The 16,398-nt window shown below is 56.7% G+C and carries 12 protein-coding genes, 1 tRNA gene and 1 pseudogene; 8 read left to right on the plus strand and 6 right to left on the minus strand.

Features of this window, described 5'->3' with window-relative positions:
• Positions 1-12 precede the first annotated feature (12 nt).
• From LZU96_RS06580 to ompC, 5 genes and pseudogenes are all read left to right on the plus strand, one after another.
• Positions 13-1,923, plus strand: coding sequence for an Ig-like domain-containing protein (locus tag LZU96_RS06580; RefSeq protein WP_233987552.1), 1,911 nt, complete (start codon positions 13-15; stop codon positions 1,921-1,923).
• 307 nt (positions 1,924-2,230) lie between these two features.
• Positions 2,231-3,586: a TolC family outer membrane protein gene (locus LZU96_RS06585; RefSeq protein WP_233987553.1), complete on the plus strand. Its 1,356-nt coding sequence runs from the start codon at positions 2,231-2,233 to the stop codon at positions 3,584-3,586.
• A gap of 28 nt (positions 3,587-3,614) precedes the next feature.
• Positions 3,615-5,774 (plus strand): type I secretion system permease/ATPase, encoded by a 2,160-nt coding sequence (locus LZU96_RS06590; RefSeq protein ID WP_233987554.1) that lies wholly within the window; start codon positions 3,615-3,617, stop codon positions 5,772-5,774.
• A pseudogene (locus LZU96_RS06595) lies at positions 5,771-6,939 on the plus strand (HlyD family efflux transporter periplasmic adaptor subunit). Before LZU96_RS06590 ends, LZU96_RS06595 begins: the two are co-directional and overlap by 4 nt.
• 599 nt (positions 6,940-7,538) lie before the next feature.
• Positions 7,539-8,651 (plus strand): porin OmpC, encoded by a 1,113-nt coding sequence (gene ompC, locus LZU96_RS06600; RefSeq protein WP_233987555.1) that lies wholly within the window; start codon positions 7,539-7,541, stop codon positions 8,649-8,651.
• A 39-nt stretch (positions 8,652-8,690) separates the two neighbouring features.
• Here ompC and LZU96_RS06605 read toward each other — a convergent pair whose 3' ends face one another.
• Both LZU96_RS06605 and LZU96_RS06610 read right to left on the minus strand, forming a co-directional pair.
• Positions 8,691-8,867, minus strand: a complete 177-nt coding sequence (locus tag LZU96_RS06605) for a hypothetical protein (RefSeq protein ID WP_233987556.1) — start codon at positions 8,865-8,867, stop codon at positions 8,691-8,693.
• A 150-nt stretch (positions 8,868-9,017) separates the two neighbouring features.
• Entirely contained in the window at positions 9,018-9,128 is a 111-nt protein-coding gene (locus tag LZU96_RS06610) for a response regulator (RefSeq protein ID WP_233987557.1), read from the minus strand.
• Between the two features lie 181 nt (positions 9,129-9,309).
• On the opposite strand from LZU96_RS06610, the gene apbE reads away from it, so the two are divergent.
• The 3 genes from apbE (at position 9,310) to LZU96_RS06625 (ending at position 12,749) form a co-directional block, all read left to right on the plus strand.
• Positions 9,310-10,359, plus strand: a complete 1,050-nt coding sequence (gene apbE, locus LZU96_RS06615) for an FAD:protein FMN transferase ApbE (protein WP_233987558.1) — start codon at positions 9,310-9,312, stop codon at positions 10,357-10,359.
• Entirely contained in the window at positions 10,359-11,000 is a 642-nt protein-coding gene (gene alkB, locus LZU96_RS06620; protein ID WP_233987559.1) for a DNA oxidative demethylase AlkB, read from the plus strand. Before apbE ends, alkB begins: the two co-directional genes overlap by 1 nt.
• Positions 11,001-11,096: 96 nt before the next feature.
• The gene (locus LZU96_RS06625) at positions 11,097-12,749 is read left to right on the plus strand and encodes a multidrug ABC transporter permease/ATP-binding protein (protein ID WP_233987560.1); all 1,653 of its coding nucleotides are present in this window, start codon (positions 11,097-11,099) and stop codon (positions 12,747-12,749) included.
• Positions 12,750-12,906: 157 nt separating this feature from the next.
• On the opposite strand, the gene LZU96_RS06630 is transcribed toward LZU96_RS06625, so the two are convergent.
• The 4 genes from LZU96_RS06630 to yejM form a co-directional block, all read right to left on the minus strand.
• Positions 12,907-13,626 (minus strand): 4'-phosphopantetheinyl transferase family protein, encoded by a 720-nt coding sequence (locus LZU96_RS06630; RefSeq protein ID WP_233987561.1) that lies wholly within the window; start codon positions 13,624-13,626, stop codon positions 12,907-12,909.
• 70 nt (positions 13,627-13,696) lie between these two features.
• Positions 13,697-13,900 carry a hypothetical protein gene (locus LZU96_RS06635; protein WP_031377240.1) on the minus strand — a complete coding sequence of 68 codons (204 nt, stop codon included), beginning with the start codon at positions 13,898-13,900 and terminating at the stop codon, positions 13,697-13,699.
• A gap of 586 nt (positions 13,901-14,486) precedes the next feature.
• A tRNA-Pro gene (locus tag LZU96_RS06645) sits at positions 14,487-14,563 on the minus strand.
• Positions 14,564-14,636: 73 nt separating this feature from the next.
• On the minus strand, positions 14,637-16,391 hold the full coding sequence (yejM, locus tag LZU96_RS06650) for an LPS biosynthesis-modulating metalloenzyme YejM (protein WP_233987562.1): 1,755 nt from the start codon (positions 16,389-16,391) through the stop codon (positions 14,637-14,639).
• Positions 16,392-16,398 lie beyond the last annotated feature (7 nt).

The raw sequence follows: 16,398 nt of genomic DNA on the forward strand, positions 1-16,398 counted from the left end.
TTGAGGTTACCTATGTCACAACGTGATACGCTTCGTGCCGTCCGGCTCGAATCCATTTTTCAGACCGCGGTAAGTGAATTTGCCGTGCCCGCCACGCCCGATGTCGCCCCGGCCGCCAGTGGCCCTCTTTCGCTGGCTGTTGCCGGCACGTCAGCGGAGACGGCGCTAAGCTCACCGCTCAATCTCTCTGCGCTGGCGGTCAGCACCGCCGCGGATACCCAGCCACCCGCTGCGCTGCGGCCCTATGAACCGATCGCTGCAGATGGCGTGATCGCTAACTGGGAAGCCCGGAACCCGGTTCATCTGCGCGGCCAGGCGGTGGGAGAAGCGGGCTCAACCGTTACCCTGACTTTTAACGATCAGAGCTGGCACAGCACCGTCAATCAATGGGGCTACTGGAACGCCTCGATGCCCGCCGAGGTTTTGAAAGGCGTAACGGACGGTAATCACACCCTGACGCTGACCATCACCGATAAAGCCGGGAACAGCACCGATACCACGGTCGATTTCGGTCTCTATGCCGATCGCAGCATTAAGCCGACCCTGACGGTCGACACCATCAGTAAAGATGATGCGGTCAACATTGAGGAGAGTGTCTATGGCGTGGAGATCAGCGGCAGCGGCACGCATCTGGCGGCGGGCGGACGGGTCACGCTGACCCTGGGCAGCCTCACCACCACCGCCCTTGTCGACAGTGACGGCAAATGGACCGGCAACTTCAATGAAAGCGATCTGAAAGCCTTGCAGGATGGGGTCTACAGTTTGCAGGTCAGCGCGAAGGACCCTAATGGCAATAGCGCCACCGAAACGCATCAGCTCACCCTGATTACCCATCTGAGCAGCCTGCCGCAGATTAGCTTCGACAAGGTGACGGCCGACGACGTGATCAATCTGGCGGAAACCCAGCAGGATCTGCTGCTGAGCGGCACGCTCTCGACCGTGATGCCGGGCCAGCGGCTGGTGATTACCGGCGCCAATGAGAAAGATTACGCCGCCACGGTTGGCGAGGAGGGGCACTGGCAGGTGGTGATCCCGGCGGCGGATGTTCACGCCTTTATTAACGTTGGCGAGATCCGCGCCTGGTCGATTGACGGTGCCAACAACTACACCGATGCCAGCCATGAGCTGAATATCAAAACCGGCTTTATTCCGATCTATATCGAGATGAATATTGGTGGCGATATGATCCTCAACGCTCAGGAGGCGCAGCACGATCTCAGTCTGTATGTCGAAGGGGCCAATGAAATGGTACTTAATGGCAAAACCTATCAGCCGGACAGCAAAGGCATGGTCACCCTGAGCGCCAGCGATCTGCAGGCGTTACCGGATGGCCCGGTATCCGCCACCTTTAATCGCTGGGATGACTATGGCAACAGCGACAGCCAGACCTACAGTGAGCTGTTTACCGTGGCAATCCATCAACGCCCGACCCTGACGCTGGAGACCCCGTTCGACGATAACCGGATCGACGCTGCCGATGTCAATAACTGGCATCTGATCCAGGGCAGCTCGACCCATCTGGAACCGGGCAGCCTGGTGCAGTTAAGCCTCGGCGATCAGCACTACAGTGCCAGTGTGAAAGCCGATGGGGGCTGGGCGCTGACCATTCTGGCCGGGCAACTGGCCCCGCTGGATGACGGTGAATATCAGATGACGGTGAGCGCCAAAGACAGCGCCGGTAATCTGGCCAGCGCCAGCCAGACGGTAACGGTGACATCACATAGTGACACCGCCGCGACGCTCAATGCACTGGCGGTAGATCAGCTGCTGGAGAGGCTCAGCCCGAACGGTGAGGCAGAAACCCTGACGGCCGCCGCGTCGTCTCCTGCCGCTGCGGCCCACGACAGCAATCTGGTCGCCGAATCACCTTACACGCTTGCCGATCATCTGTGGCAACACGCTGCCGCGCATCCGCTGGTCTGACCCACAACACATTAGTTCAGGTACTGCCTTCCGGACGGGTTAGTTAAGCCCGTCTGGATTGGCGGGTGAATCTCTGCTGCTTAAATTTTACGCTATTGACAAAATAATTAATTATTTCATCGATATTTAGCAGGAAGAAGCCAGGGTTATGATCTAATAATGTTAAAGGTCGTTTAGCGTCTGGCTTAAGATCCATAAATTAAATGACGCAGTTCAATGAGGCGAGAGCCCGTGACGGCGCACCGTTTTGCACTCTTTGTTCACCGGGAAAACACCATGATGATAAGAACCCCTGTTGGTAAACATAATGAACAAAGCGCGATTGACCTTTTTGTTATGCGCCCTGAATGGCGTAGTGTTGCCTGCGGCCATTGCCGCACCCTTGCCCAAAGCTGAATTTAACTGGCGAGCCGCCCCCAGCGAAGAACAGATAGCCACCTTAACGCTGCGTGACGCCATCCTCCGCGCTTTCGCCCGCAACCCGAAAATCTCGGAAGCGGCCGCTCAAATCCACGTCGGTGAAGGCGATCTCGACGCCGCTAAAAGTGCCTGGTATCCGCAGATCTCTTTGCAGGGTGCGGCAGGCCGATCTCATCAGACCGACTCCGCCGGCAGCCTGAATAACAATGGGTCCGGCGGCATCATGCTCAGTCAGTTGCTGTACGATTTTGGCCGCACCGGCGGGGCCATCGATGAACAGCACGCCTTGTCCGATGCCTATCTCTTTGGCCTGTTCGACTCCATGACCACCGTGGCGGAAGATACGTTACAGGCCTATCTGGAAGTTAAACGTTACCAGGCGCTGGCGGAGACGGCCCATACCAATATCGCCTCTCTGGAGCGGGTACGGGATATCGCCCGACTGCGCGCCGATGCCGGCCTCAACTCACAATCGGACGTGTTACAGGCGGAGACCCGCATCGCCGCCATGCATGCCACGCTGGAACAGTATCGGGCGCAGCTGCGTTCGGCCAAAGCGCAGCTGACGGTGCTGACCGGCGTGGTACCGGCTGCGCTGCCGGAGTTGCCGCAGGCGCTGCTGAACCAGCAGATTACCCTCGATAAAATTGCCTACGCCAACAGCGCAGCGGTGCGCAGCGCCCAGGCGAAACAGGAAGCAGCCCGCGAGCGGGTGCGTCAGGCGCAGTCTGGCCACTGGCCGACCATCAAAGTTCAGGCGGGCCGGACCCGTTATGAAAACGATCGCCAGTCCTACTGGGATGATGAAGTCCAGCTTCAGGTTGAAGCGCCGCTCTATCAGGGCGGGATAGTCAATGCCAGAACGCAATCCGCTGAAGGCGATCGTGAAGCGGCGCAGGCGGCAGTGCAACAGGCCAAACTGACCATCAATCAGAATGCTTCTACCGCCTATGCCGACATGATTGGTGCGCAGCAGCGCCAGGCGGCCGGTGAAGTGCAGCTGGCCAGCGCCGACCATACCCGAAACGTCTACGCCGATGAGTATCGGCTCAGTAAGCGCAGCCTGAACGATCTGCTGAGCGTGGAACAGGATGTGTTTCAGGCGGACAGTTCGCGCATCACCGCGCTTTACGATGGCTGGGATGCCACCGTGCGCTACGCCGCGGCGGTCGACAATCTGCTGGATATCCTGGGTATCGATCGTCAGCGCAGCAGCGGCGATCTCCTTCCTTCGCTGCAATAGCGAGCTTCCGTATTAAAAGGCATTAACGATGAGTGCACAAAATCTGAATACCGAAAACTGGATTGCCGCCATGCTGCGCGTGGCGGCGCGCTTCGGTAAGCCTGCCGACGGCAAAACCCTACGCCAGCAGATGCGCTGGTTTGAACATCTGCCGGTGGCGCAGCAGCTTGAACGTCTCTCAGGACTGCTCGGGCTGCATCTGACCATGGTGCCGCAAAACAAGCTGCGCTGGCGTCAGGAGATCACCCCGGTGGTGCTGGTGCTGGAAAACAGCAGCGTGGCGGTGCTGGAAGGCATCGATCCCGACGGCAGCGCGCGCTACTGGCTGAGTGAAGGCGGGGACGTGGTGCGTGAAGGGGCGCTGTCCGAACTGCTGACCCGCAGCCAGGGCGATGTCGGGGTGATCGGCGTGGCAGCGCGCGGTCGCGATGCGCGCATCGATGAGTTTGTTCAGCCCTATGAGCCGCACTGGTTCTGGAAGAATTTTCGCGGTATGGGGCGACGCATTACCGAGATCTCACTGGCGTCGGTGATCAGCAACGTGCTGGCGCTGGCCGGGATCCTGTTCTCGATGCAGGTCTACGATCGGGTGATCCCGGCGCAGTCGCAGGCGACGCTCTGGGTGCTGTTTGTCGGGGTACTGATTGCGGCGGCGATTGAGTATCTGATCCGCCTGATGCGAACGCAGGTCTCTGACTTAATGGGTAAACGCATCGACCTGAAAGTCTCTGCCATGCTGTTTGCCCGGGCGATGAGCATCCGTAATGAAGCGCGGCCAAAATCGACCGGCTCATTTATATCGCAACTGCGCGAAATCGATCAGGTGCGTGAACTGCTGACTTCGACCACGGTAGGGGCCGCCGCCGATCTGCCGTTTGTTATCCTGTTCCTGTTCATCATGTCATTTATCGGTGGCTGGCTGGTGCTGATCCCGCTGGCAGCGATTCCGCTGATCGTTATCCCTGGCATGCTGGTGCAGATCCCGATGGCGCGGCTGGCGAAAGAGGGGCTGCGGGAAGGGGCGCTGCGTAATGCGGTGCTGGTGGAAACCATTGAAGGCATAGAAGATATTAAAGCGCTGCAGGCGGAACCCTATTTTCAGCGCCAGTGGGAACAGACGCACGAAGTCAGCGCTGCAATCAGTAACCAGCAACGCTTATGGGGCGCGCGGCTGACCGGCTGGGCCTCGACGGTGCAGCAGCTCACCTACGCCGGGATGCTGGTGTTTGGGGTCTACCTGATACTCGATTCGCAAATCACCACCGGTACCCTGGTCGCCTGTAGCCTGCTCTCCTCACGTACCATCGCGCCGCTGATGCAGCTCACCATGGTCTTTTCCCGCTGGCAGCACGCCAAAATGGCGATGAAAGGGCTGGATGAGCTGCTGAAGAAACCGCTCGATCAGCCGGAGGCCGCCACGCTGGCCCACTGTCCGACGCTTACCGGCCAGTACGATCTGCGTAACGTGCACTACAGCTACGACGAAGAGAATGAAAAGAACGTCCTCAACGTTCAGCAAATGCAGATCAAACCGGGCGAGAAGATCGCCATTCTCGGCAAAGTCGGTGCCGGCAAATCCACCCTGCTAAAAATTCTCGCCGGTCAGGCGCTGGCGACTCAGGGCAAGGTGATTGTCGATGGCGTCGATATTGAACGCATCGATCCAATCGATCTGCGTCGCCAGCTCGGCTGGCTATCCCACGATTCGCGGCTGTTCTTTGGCACGCTGCGGCAAAACCTGATGCTGGGGAATCCGCACGCCAGCGAACAGGAGATGCTGCAGGCGCTGCGCATCAGCGGCGCGCTGTCGCTGGTGCAGCAGGATGCGGCCAGTCTGGATCGCATTATTAATGAAGGGGGTCGCGGCCTGTCGGGTGGACAGCGTCAGATGGTGATGCTGAGCCGGATGATCCTGCGCCAGCCGCAGGTGGTGTTGCTGGATGAGCCGACGGCCGCGATGGATGAGCAGTTAGAGGAGCATGTTATCCGTCAACTACAGGGCTGGATCAGCGGCCGCACGCTGATCCTGGTCACCCATCGTCCGGCGCTGCTGAAGATGGTCGATCGCATTGTGGTGATGGATAACGGCCGGATAGTGGCCGATGGGCCGCGTGACGAGATCCTGCGCCGCGCCACCTCAACCGCCGCCCAGCCGGCGCCGGGCCCGAATAAAGGAGATGCCGCATGAGTCTGGTGATGATTGATAAAGATCTGGCGCGCCATGAACGCCGCACGTCCGCCATTATCTGGCTCTGTACCGCGGCGCTGGCCATTTTTCTTATCTGGGCGCACTTCGCCATTCTGGATGAAGTGACCGTCGGCACCGGCAAAGTGACGCCGTCCAGCCGGGCGCAGGTGATTGACAGCCTGGACGGCGGCATCGTCAAACAGCTCAACGTGCATGAGGGCGATATCGTCGAGAAAGGGCAGATTCTGGCGACGCTCGACCCGACGCGCTTCCAGTCAAATTTCGGTGAAGCCCAGGCTAAAGTACGTACGCTGCGTGCCTCGTCAGAACGGCTGGAAGCGGAGCTCTCCGGTACGCCGCTGAAATTCAGCGCCGAAACGCTGAAAGAGCCGCAGCTGGTGCTGCGGGAAAGGCAGCTGTATGAATCCCGGCGGCGCAATCTGACGGAAACCATCAGCAACCTGCAGCAGTCGCTCAAACTGGTGCAGGATGAACTGCGTCTGACCGAGCCGCTGGTGGCTAAAGGCGCGGCCGGCAGGTCGAGGTGATCCGCCTGCGGCGTCAGGTCAGCGATCTGCGCGGCAAAATCGATGAGGCGCGCAATGACTATCTGGTACGCGCCCACGAAGAGCAGGTTAAAAACAATGCTGAACTGGATGCGCAGCTACAGGTAGCGGCGGGTAAAGAGGACCAACTGACGCGCGCCACGCTCTATTCGCCGGTGCGCGGCATCGTTAAAGATATTCAGGTGACCACGGTCGGTGGCGTACTGGAGCCGGGCGGCAAGCTGATGGAGATTGTGCCGCTGGAAGATCAGTTGCTGATTGAAACCCGCATCAATCCCCGTGATATCGCCTATATCCGGCCTGGCCTGGCGGCAATCGTGAAGATCACCGCCTACGACTCCTCTATCTATGGCGATCTGCCAGGCGAGGTGGAAATTGTCTCGCCGGATACGCTGCAGGATGAGGTTAAGCGCGATCAATACTACTATCGCGTCTACGTTCGCACCCAAAAGGCGGAGCTGACCAACCGCGCCGGGCGCAAATTCCCGATTGTGCCGGGTATGGTCGCCAATGTAGAAATTAAAACTGGCCAGAAATCGGTGATGGATTATCTGCTTAAACCGCTGAATAAAGTTAAAGAATCGCTGAGAGAGCGATAATACCGCGATCCAGATATTATCTCAGCCTGCTTAATTACCGTGATAAATTAAGTGGGCGGAGTTATTGTCAGGCAAGCGGCAAATAAGGGGGAAATTAACTTTCTGTGCGGCTTAATAACAATGTTAATTCAGCCGGGCAAATCAAGTTTACGCAGAAATAGTGGTAGCGGCGGATGACAGGCAAAAAAATGCCGGACAAACATGTCCGGCGGGAAATATAGGGTAAACATCTCATTCGGGGTGAATGAAGGTAATAATGAAATAAATGATGATAGCGGGATCTATTGTATTACCTGATGACGCATAAGTTTTATCATTCAGTGCTTCAGAGTAATCCTATGTAACGCGTTGATAACAAAGGTAGCAAAATCAGATTGGCTTTTTGTGCCATATTTTTTATCGATACGTGCTGGTTATTAGTTCCCCAAATCTTACATTATGAAATAACTGTTTCGTACTCTGAAACACTTTTGGAAATTTAGTAGCATTTTCGTGATGGATTATTGCCCGATATAAAACAACAATGGCCTGCCGGCTGAATTTTTAATCATTCAGTTAGCAGTGGCAAATAATAAAGGCACATTACAGAGGGTAATAAAATGAAACGTCGCGTTCTCTCCCTGTTGGTCCCTGCGTTGCTGGTCGCAGCAGGATCGGCAAACGCAGCTGAAATCTACAACAAAGACGGCAACAAATTAGACCTGTTCGGTAAAGTCGATGGCCTGCACTACTTCTCCGATAATGATAGTTCTGATGGCGATCAGTCCTACGTCCGCTTTGGTTTTAAAGGCGAAACCGAAATCAGCGACCAGCTGACCGGTTACGGCCAGTGGGAGTATCAGGCGGCGCTGAACAATGCAGAGTCGCAGGGTACCGAAAACAGCTATACGCGCGTCGGTTTTGCCGGTGTGAAATTTGGTGATGCAGGCTCGTTCGACTACGGTCGTAACTACGGCGTTGCTTACGACATCGGCGCATGGACCGACGTTCTGCCGGAGTTCGGTGGTGATACCTATGGCGCGGACAACTTTATGTTCCAGCGCGGCAACGGTATGGCAACCTACCGCAACAGCAACTTCTTTGGCCTGGTCGATGGCTGGAACTTTGCGGTGCAGTATCAGGGCAAAAACGGCAATGGTGATGAATCACCGAACGGCCGCGATGTGCTGGGTCAGAACGGTGACGGCTGGGGCCTGAGCACCACTTACGATCTCGGTTCTGGTTTTGGTATTGGTGCGTCGGCATTCCAGTCTGACCGTACCAACGATCAGAACGGCAACCAGGCGGGTATCCTGGGCCGTGGCGACAAAGCTGAAGCCTACACCGGCGGTCTGAAATATGATGCCAACAACGTTTACCTGGCAGCGATGTACACCAAGTCGTATAACGCAACCCGCTTCGGCAGCAGTGATTCCCCAGTGTTTGGTTACGCTGATAAAGCGGAAAACTGGGAACTGGTGGCGCAGTATCAGTTCGACTTCGGTCTGCGTCCATCGCTGGCGTATGTTACCTCACGCGGCACCGACGTGCAGAACTGGGGCAAACAGAACCTGAAGAAATACATTGATGTAGGTGCGACCTACTACTTCAACAAAAACATGTCCACCTATGTGGATTACCAAATCAACCTGCTGGATGACAACCAGTTCACCGACGCGGCCGGTATCAACACCGACGACGTGGTGGCGCTGGGTCTGGTTTACCAGTTCTGATTTGTACAGATGCGCAGCCACGGCTGCGCATCTGCGTTATCAATCCTTTTCTTTTATCTCTTCTGCTGCTCGCCACGTTTTCGCTTTTGCAACGGTCGCGACCGGTGAAACCACCACGCCAAATCGGGCCCCTTCAAACGCGACGCCCCCCAGCGTAAAGGCTGAAAAGCTCAGCCACTGATGCCAGGCTGCCTGCAGGTTTTGTGACCTTTTCATTCTGCACCTCTCAGAGATAAACACTGATTCAACAGTGCAGAATTCATGCCAGCTTTACCGCTCTGATAGCCACGGGCCTGCCGCGCATTCTGGTAAACTTGCCGCGCAGATTAAGGCGGCCAATGCCCCGTTAAGGTGCAACGCTGCTGATTAATGGCGCGACCGCGACAGCGTCATGTGACGATGACGGCGCTGATGCCAGACTTTGTAGCTGCTGAAGATGAACAGACCCAGGGCGATGGCAAGAATCACATAGATCATCTGCTACTCCTTTCATTAAACCTAACCGTTAAACGTAAATCGCCCGGTTACGGGCGGATGCATAGTAGATGACTGACTGATACTGTCGCCATTGGGTAAAGTATTCAACCTTATTTTAACCTCTTTACCAGCGATTTATGCTTTGTAGCAGGAATAGATAAATTTTTACAAGTGAGGAGTGATGCGATATCAGATTAATCTGCTGTCTTTACCTTTTGCCATCCTGTTGTTAGCGGGCTGTGATAAGCCAGCGACACCTTCTGCAATGGTGCTGGAAGGCAAAACCATGGGGACGGTATGGCGCGTCAGCCTGGCGGACGTCGCCAGCGAGCGCAAAGCGGAGTTGCAGCAACGGATTCAGCAGCAGCTGGACAGCGATGACGCTGAACTTTCCACCTGGAAAGCCGATTCTGCGCTGTCACGGTTCAATCAGAGCCGCGCGCTGACGCCGCAGCCGGTCAGCGAGAACATGGCGGACATCGTCACGCTTTCCTTACGCATTGGCGCTAAAACCGGGGGCGCGATGGATATCACCGTCGGACCGCTGGTCAATCTGTGGGGCTTCGGCCCGACAAAGCAGCCGGTCCATATCCCGGATGAGACGCAAATTGCCGCGGCTAAAGCGCAGACCGGCCTGCAGCATCTGCGGGTCATTCAGGGCGCAGGCGGCCAGTGGCTGCAGAAAGATCTACCGGGCCTGTATGTTGACCTTTCAACGGTGGGCGAGGGCTTTGCCACCGATCATCTGGCTCGCCTGATGGAGCAGCTGGGGATCAACAACTACCTGGTTTCGGTAGGTGGCGCGGTACTGAGCCGTGGGCTGAATGCGCAGCATCAGCCGTGGCGGGTAGCTATTCAGAAGCCGACCGACCGCGAGAATGCGGTACAGGCGCGAGTCGATCTGCAGGGGCACGGTATCAGTACCTCTGGCAGCTATCGCAACTATTATGAACTGGACGGCAAACGCGTTTCTCACGTTATCGATCCCGTTACCGGCCGGCCGATTGAGCATAAACTGGTGTCGGCCACGGTGATTGCCACCACTGCGCTGGAGGCTGACGGCTGGGATACCGGCCTGATGGTGCTTGGCAGTGAAAAAGCCAAAGCGCTGGCGATCCAGCAGCATCTCGCGGTCTATCTGATCAGTAAAGAAGGCGAGAGTTTCGTGAGCTGGATGTCACCGCAGTTTGCCGCCTTTTTGATTAAACCTGAGTCGACAGGAGCACCCTGATGTTAGATCTGTTTAGCGAAGAGCAACCCTGGCAGGAACCGCTGGCTGACGGCGCGGTGATCCTGCGCCGCCGCGCGCGCGATGAGGCAGAAGCACTCTATCAGCAGATTCTGGCCATTGCCGACCAGAACCCGTTTGCCCACCGCATCACGCCGGGCGGCCATCGTATGTCGGTGGCGATGACCAACTGCGGCGATTTTGGCTGGTCGGTTGATTCGCGCGGATATCAGTATCAGCAGCAGGATAACCTCAACGGGCAAAAATGGCCGGCGATGCCGCCACTGTTTCGCAACCTGGCGCAGGCGGCGGCGCGTGAAGCAGGGTTTCCCGACTTTCATCCCGACGCCTGCCTGCTCAATCGTTATGAACCGGGCGCGAAGCTGACTCTGCATCAGGATAAAGATGAGAAAGATCTGCGTCAGCCGATCGTTTCGGTCTCGCTGGGATTACCGGCGGTGTTTCAGTTTGGCGGTTTTGAACGCGGCGACAGCACGCAACGGGTGTTGCTGGAACATGGCGATATCGTGGTGTGGGGCGGGCCGTCACGCCTGCGTTATCATGGCATCCTGCCGCTCAAGCCAGGCGTGCATCCGCTGGTCGGTGCCTGGCGTTATAACCTGACGTTCCGCCGCGCCTTTTAATCCGCTGCGCGACCCGAGAAGCGTTGCGAATAACTATTGCTATCATTTTGCATCACATTACACTGCAGGCTGTTTTTCGACTGCTGGATTGCCTGCATGACGTTGTTAAGCGTTGTTTTTCGCCAGTTTCGCTGGCCTTTTATCGGGGTTATCGCGCTGACGCTGCTGAGCGCGGTGTTGGGTATTGGTATGATTGCCTTTATCAACCGCGAAATGATCGTTGCGATCAATAGCTCCTATGCGGTTCTGCCGCAATTCCTGCTACAGCTGGTGGTGCTGATGGCGGTGACGCTGGCTTCCCAGCTGGCGCTGACCATGCTCGGCCATCAGTTTGTCTGGCGTATGCGCGGTGAATTTATCAAACGTATTCTGGATACCCGGGTGGAGCGCATCGAGCAGCTCGGCAGCGCGCAGCTGCTGGCGGGACTGACCAGCGACGTGCGTGCTATTACCCTGGCCTTTGTGCGTCTGCCGGAGCTGATCCAGGGCATTATCATTACGCTCGGCTCGGCGTTTTATCTGGCGTGGCTGTCACCCAAAATGCTGCTGGTGACCAGCGGCTGGCTGGCCGTCACGCTGATCGGTGGCTGGCTGCTGGTTTCCCGCGTCTATCAGCACATGGCGAAGCTGCGTGAAATTGAAGATCATCTCTATCGTGACTACCAGACGGTGATTGATGGGCGTAAAGAGTTGCAGCTCAACCGCGAGCGCGCCCGTCAGATCTATGAAACGGTCTATCAGGAAGATGCCACCGCCTGGCGACATCATATTGTGCGTGCCGATACCTATCATCTCAGCGCCGTGAACTGGTCCAACATTATGACGCTGGGCGCGATCGGCATGGTCTTTTTTATGGCCAACAGCCTGGGCTGGGCCAATACCGCGGTGGCGGCGACCTTTTCTCTGACGCTGCTGTTTCTTCGCACGCCGCTGCTGTCGGCCGTGGGCGCGCTGCCGACCCTGCTCAGTGCGCAGGTCGCATTCCGCAAACTCAATGCCTTTGATCTTGCGCCTTATCAGCCTGATTTCCATGCCTCACCGTCAAAAGCAAGCTGGCAGACGCTGGAACTGCGCGATGTCTGTTTTCATTACGGTGAAAACGGCTTTAAGGTTGGCCCGATTAACCTGACGCTGCACCGCGGTGAACTGCTGTTTCTGATTGGCGGCAACGGCAGCGGTAAATCGACGCTGGCGATGCTGCTGACCGGTCTTTATCAGCCTCAGTCTGGCACGCTGCTGCTGGATGGCCAGCCGATAGACGCGGACGGGCTGGATCGCTGGCGTCAGCACTTCTCCGCCGTCTTCACCGATGTGCATCTGTTTGATCGGCTGATTGGTCATGAAGGAATACCGGCGAATCCGGCGCTGGTGCAGCAGTGGCTGGAGCGGCTGAAAATGCAGGACAAGCTGAAGATTGAGGGCAATAAGGTGCTGAATCTGCAGCTCTCTAAAGGGCAGAGCAAACGGCTGGCGCTGCTGCTGGCGGTAGCCGAAGAGCGGGATGTGCTGCTGCTGGATGAATGGGCGGCGGATCAGGACCCGCATTTTCGCCGTATCTTCTATCGTGAACTGCTGCCCTGGCTGCAGGCGGCTGGCAAAACGGTGTTCGCTATCAGCCATGATGATCACTACTTTATCCACGCCGATCGGTTGCTGGAGATGCGGGAAGGGCAGCTGACTGAACTGACCGGCAGTGAGCGCGAACAGGCGACGCTGGACTCGGTACAACGCACCGATACCGGGCTTTGATCCAGGCTGGCAAAGCTTAGCAAAAAGGCATATTGGCTGCCTCTGCGGCTAACGGGTTATCCTGAAAATCAGCAGAGAGCCTGCTCTCTGCCATCCTGGAACTTCTTCTGTCGTCATGTGTTTACCCCGGCTAAGCCGTTTTGCTTAGCCGGTTTTTTTATCCCTGATGTGTCAGCAGGGTTATCACGCTATCCTCCCGCCATAAAAATTCTGCCTGCAAGGTTGTGCCCTGGGTAAAGCGATCGCTGAAGTGATCGGTGAGCCGCAACGTCGCGCACTGACGGCTGAGATCAACTGTTTCCAGCACTGCCTGCTGAAAATCCATTGGCTGATGCAGCTGTGGCCACAGCGCTTTATAAAGTGACTCTTTCAGCGAAAACAGCAGGGTAGCCGCCGCATTAAAACCGATGGGCAGTGCGCGCAGCCGTTGCTGCTCGTGGGACGTCATCAGCAGTTCGGCGGTTTCATTGGCCGTCGCCTCTGACATCAGCTGCTCAACATCCACGCCGATACAGCAGCCGGGCTGACGGGTCACTGCCAGCGCCACCACACCGGCGCTGTGCGACAGCGAAGCCTGCACGTCGTCGGGCCAGCAAGGCGAGCGGTCGGGCGCATTCGTCAGAATGAAGTCATCAATGCCCAGTCGGGCCATTACTGTGCGAGCCAGTTGCCGGCTGGCGAGATATTCGGCCCGCCGCGTGTTCACCGCCTGTGTCAGTCGGTCGGGCAGCGGTATGCCCCATGCGGTGGCGAGTGCATCACGGTAATGTTGCGGGTTGAAGCGGCTCACCGCCAGCCAGGGATCGCTGTCGCTCAGATGTTGAGAAAGGATAAAGCCGCCTGCGGGAGGCGGCAGCGGAACGTCGGGATAGCGCATGCGGTGCCTGACTGAAGCTAAAAAGGCATTAAATCAGGCCGGGAAGGGTGGGGCAAGCCGTCCGCAGCGATCAATCGTTCGGCGGGATAGCAAAACTTTTCAGTGAAACGACAAAATGGTGGTGACCTTTGCTGATGCGAGCGCCACGGTCGCACCAGTGGCTCGCCAGACGAAAGAAGTCGTCGCTGCCAATGTCATACGCCAGTTCCACTTTGCTAATGCCTGAATGCAACAACGCTTCTGCATCCTTCAGGCTTTTCGCTTTGATCGCCATAAAAATTATCCGTCAATTTCAGGGGAGTTCAGAGTAGACATTTTCTGTGACATTTTTGTTTCAGTTTGATGAATTGGCGTCGCGTTGTGCTTATTTTGTGAGGCAGACTGGATTTCGATGCAACCTGTAACCGGCTGAATGCATGACAGATGTTAGCTGACACGGCGAAGTTTTCTGAAAGTGCGGCTATAGAAAAGGCCGCGTCTGGCGCGGCCTTAGTGGGTTACTTCTTGTCTGGCGGTGTTTGTTGCTTATCGCCGGACTCTGGTGCTTCGGTTGGATCGTCTTTTTCGATTGCTGTCATGAACTCTCCTATCGTTACCCACACGATCTTCAGTATAGATCGGAATGGGCAGAGTGCGAGCAAAGTGACCGTTTGATGACAAAAATGAGGCTATGCCTGTTTTCAACCACTGCATCAGGATAACCGGCGTTGCGTATGATGATGCGGTGTAAAGCGGGAAGGGGACGCGGATAAAGCCTGGAGCTGAAGATCAGTGCGCTGATCTCAGCGGAAAGATAAAGACCGCATATTCGCATTGAGAAACGAAAAAAGCAGCCTTTTGGGCTGCTTCTTCAGGGAATTTGGTCGGCACGAGAGGATTTGAACCTCCGACCCCGGACACCCCATGACCGTGCGCTACCAGGCTGCGCTACGTGCCGAACACTGGAGGATTAGTCTACTGGTTCCCGCCATGAATGCAAGACACCAGCCGACTATTTGCCTCATTATTAATCAGTTAGCGATAAAACGTTTCTCTTCCGTCAGCACCTGTAACAGCAACGCCAGCTCCGGTTTATGATCTTTTAACGCCTTGCCCTGCGCATCATAGGCGCGATAGCTGCCGTTATTGTTCAACACCAGCGTCACCTGTGGCGTGGTAATCACCAGCTTGTTCTCTTCACTGCTGGCAACCCAGTCGTGGCGACGGCGCGCGGCAAACAGATCTTCACCCTGTGAATAGTTAACCGGATTGGTGCGTACATGCAGCAGACGTTGCATCAGCGTCGCCATCACATCCTGATGATCGGAAAGACGATCAACGGTTTGCGCTGGGGTATCCGGCCAGTGAATTACCAGCGGCACCTGCAGGGTTTCACGGTTACCGGCGCTATCAGGATCACCGTTCAGTGCCAGTCCGCGCTGGGCAGTAATCACCACCACGGTATTTTTCAGCAGATCGCGTGCCTGCAGGGTAGTCAGCACCGCGTGAATCTGTTCATCGACCGACGGTGCCTGACGCAGATAGCTGCGCTGGCGCGCTTTGGCGTTGTCGCCGGTGACGGTCGGGCCATTCAGCGCCACCCATGAGAACCACGGATTGCTGGCACCGTTCTGTTTGTCCAGCCAGTTCTGCCACTGCGTAACAGTACTGGCGTTAGGCTGACTGGTGCTGGCGGGCAGCGAGTAATCGGTCAGCAGCGCCTGACGATAAAGCGGCGGATTAAATCCTTCCGACGAGAACAGGCCAAACTGATAGCCCTGGGTGCTGAGCGCGCCGAGCAGCGCGGACGGCGTACGTGACGCCAGTATCCCGTTCATGTAGCTGGACGAGATGCCGTAAAACAGGCCAAACAGCCCTTTCTCCGGCGTATCGCCGGCGCTGTAGTGCTGGGTAAAGCGCACGTTTTCACTGGCAAACTGATTCAGCTGCGGCAGCGCTTTCGCCAGCGTGGCGTTATTCAGACCATCCACGGTCAGTACCAGCAGGTTATTGCGGGTACCGGCGTCACGGAAGGTAATCTCACTCAGCGGATACTCAACCGATAACGCTTCCGGATCGCCTTGCTGCACCAGACGACGCTGATATTCCTGCGCATCCAGCAAGCCGTGACGTTCCAGAAAGCGCCGGGCAGTCATCGGATAGGAGAGCGGCAGGTTGGCGCGCTGCATGGTAATCGGGCGATAGAAGTTGGCATCGGCCCAGATATACATCAGATGGCTGGCAAAGAAGGCGCTGATAAACAGTGCCGCGACCGGTTTACCAAATGAACGACGATTAAGGCTGCGCAGCTTCTGCCAGCTCCAGGTCGCAAACAGCATCTGTACCAGGAAAATCAGCGGGACGCTGATAAACATCAGCTGCCAGTCACGCGCCATCTCACTCTGATCGGGGTTGATCACCAACTCCCACACCACCGGGTTCAGGTGCAGGTGGAAGCGGCTGAACACCGCGCTGTCGACCATGATCAGCGTCAGGCCCGCGGTGGCGACCACCGCCGAGATCACCCGCAACAGCCGTTGCGACATCACCACAAAGGTCAGCGGGAAGATAATCAGCAGATAGGCGGCAAAGACGATAAAACTGAAGTGACCTACCCAGCTGCTATAGGCGTAGACACGCCCCGCCAGCGAAGAAGGCCAGTCAGCAACCAACAGGTAGCGACTGCCTAAAATCAGCGCGAAAAGGATGTTAAACAGAGCAAACCAGTGACCCCAACTGATCATCTGGGAGACTTTTTCGCGGTAGCGCTGCCGGTTGGTTACCATATTATGA

Origin of the sequence: Pantoea agglomerans (genome assembly GCF_021397715.1) — a bacterium.
Classification (GTDB): Bacteria; Pseudomonadota; Gammaproteobacteria; order Enterobacterales; family Enterobacteriaceae; genus Pantoea; species Pantoea astica.

Excerpts from the sequence above, each read along its gene's own strand:
- ompC (WP_233987555.1), top strand. The coding sequence starts at position 7,539 with ATGAAACGTCGCGTTCTCTCCCTGTTGGTCCCTGCGTTGCTGGTCGCA.
- LZU96_RS06625 (WP_233987560.1), top strand. The coding sequence starts at position 11,097 with ATGACGTTGTTAAGCGTTGTTTTTCGCCAGTTTCGCTGGCCTTTTATC.
- LZU96_RS06610 (WP_233987557.1), bottom strand. The coding sequence starts at position 9,128 with ATGATCTATGTGATTCTTGCCATCGCCCTGGGTCTGTTCATCTTCAGC.
- LZU96_RS06605 (WP_233987556.1), bottom strand. The coding sequence starts at position 8,867 with ATGAAAAGGTCACAAAACCTGCAGGCAGCCTGGCATCAGTGGCTGAGC.
- LZU96_RS06635 (WP_031377240.1), bottom strand. The coding sequence starts at position 13,900 with ATGGCGATCAAAGCGAAAAGCCTGAAGGATGCAGAAGCGTTGTTGCAT.
- LZU96_RS06585 (WP_233987553.1), top strand. The coding sequence starts at position 2,231 with ATGAACAAAGCGCGATTGACCTTTTTGTTATGCGCCCTGAATGGCGTA.
- alkB (WP_233987559.1), top strand. The coding sequence starts at position 10,359 with ATGTTAGATCTGTTTAGCGAAGAGCAACCCTGGCAGGAACCGCTGGCT.
- yejM (WP_233987562.1), bottom strand. The coding sequence starts at position 16,391 with ATGGTAACCAACCGGCAGCGCTACCGCGAAAAAGTCTCCCAGATGATC.
- LZU96_RS06580 (WP_233987552.1), top strand. The coding sequence starts at position 13 with ATGTCACAACGTGATACGCTTCGTGCCGTCCGGCTCGAATCCATTTTT.
- apbE (WP_233987558.1), top strand. The coding sequence starts at position 9,310 with ATGCGATATCAGATTAATCTGCTGTCTTTACCTTTTGCCATCCTGTTG.
- LZU96_RS06630 (WP_233987561.1), bottom strand. The coding sequence starts at position 13,626 with ATGCGCTATCCCGACGTTCCGCTGCCGCCTCCCGCAGGCGGCTTTATC.
- LZU96_RS06590 (WP_233987554.1), top strand. The coding sequence starts at position 3,615 with ATGAGTGCACAAAATCTGAATACCGAAAACTGGATTGCCGCCATGCTG.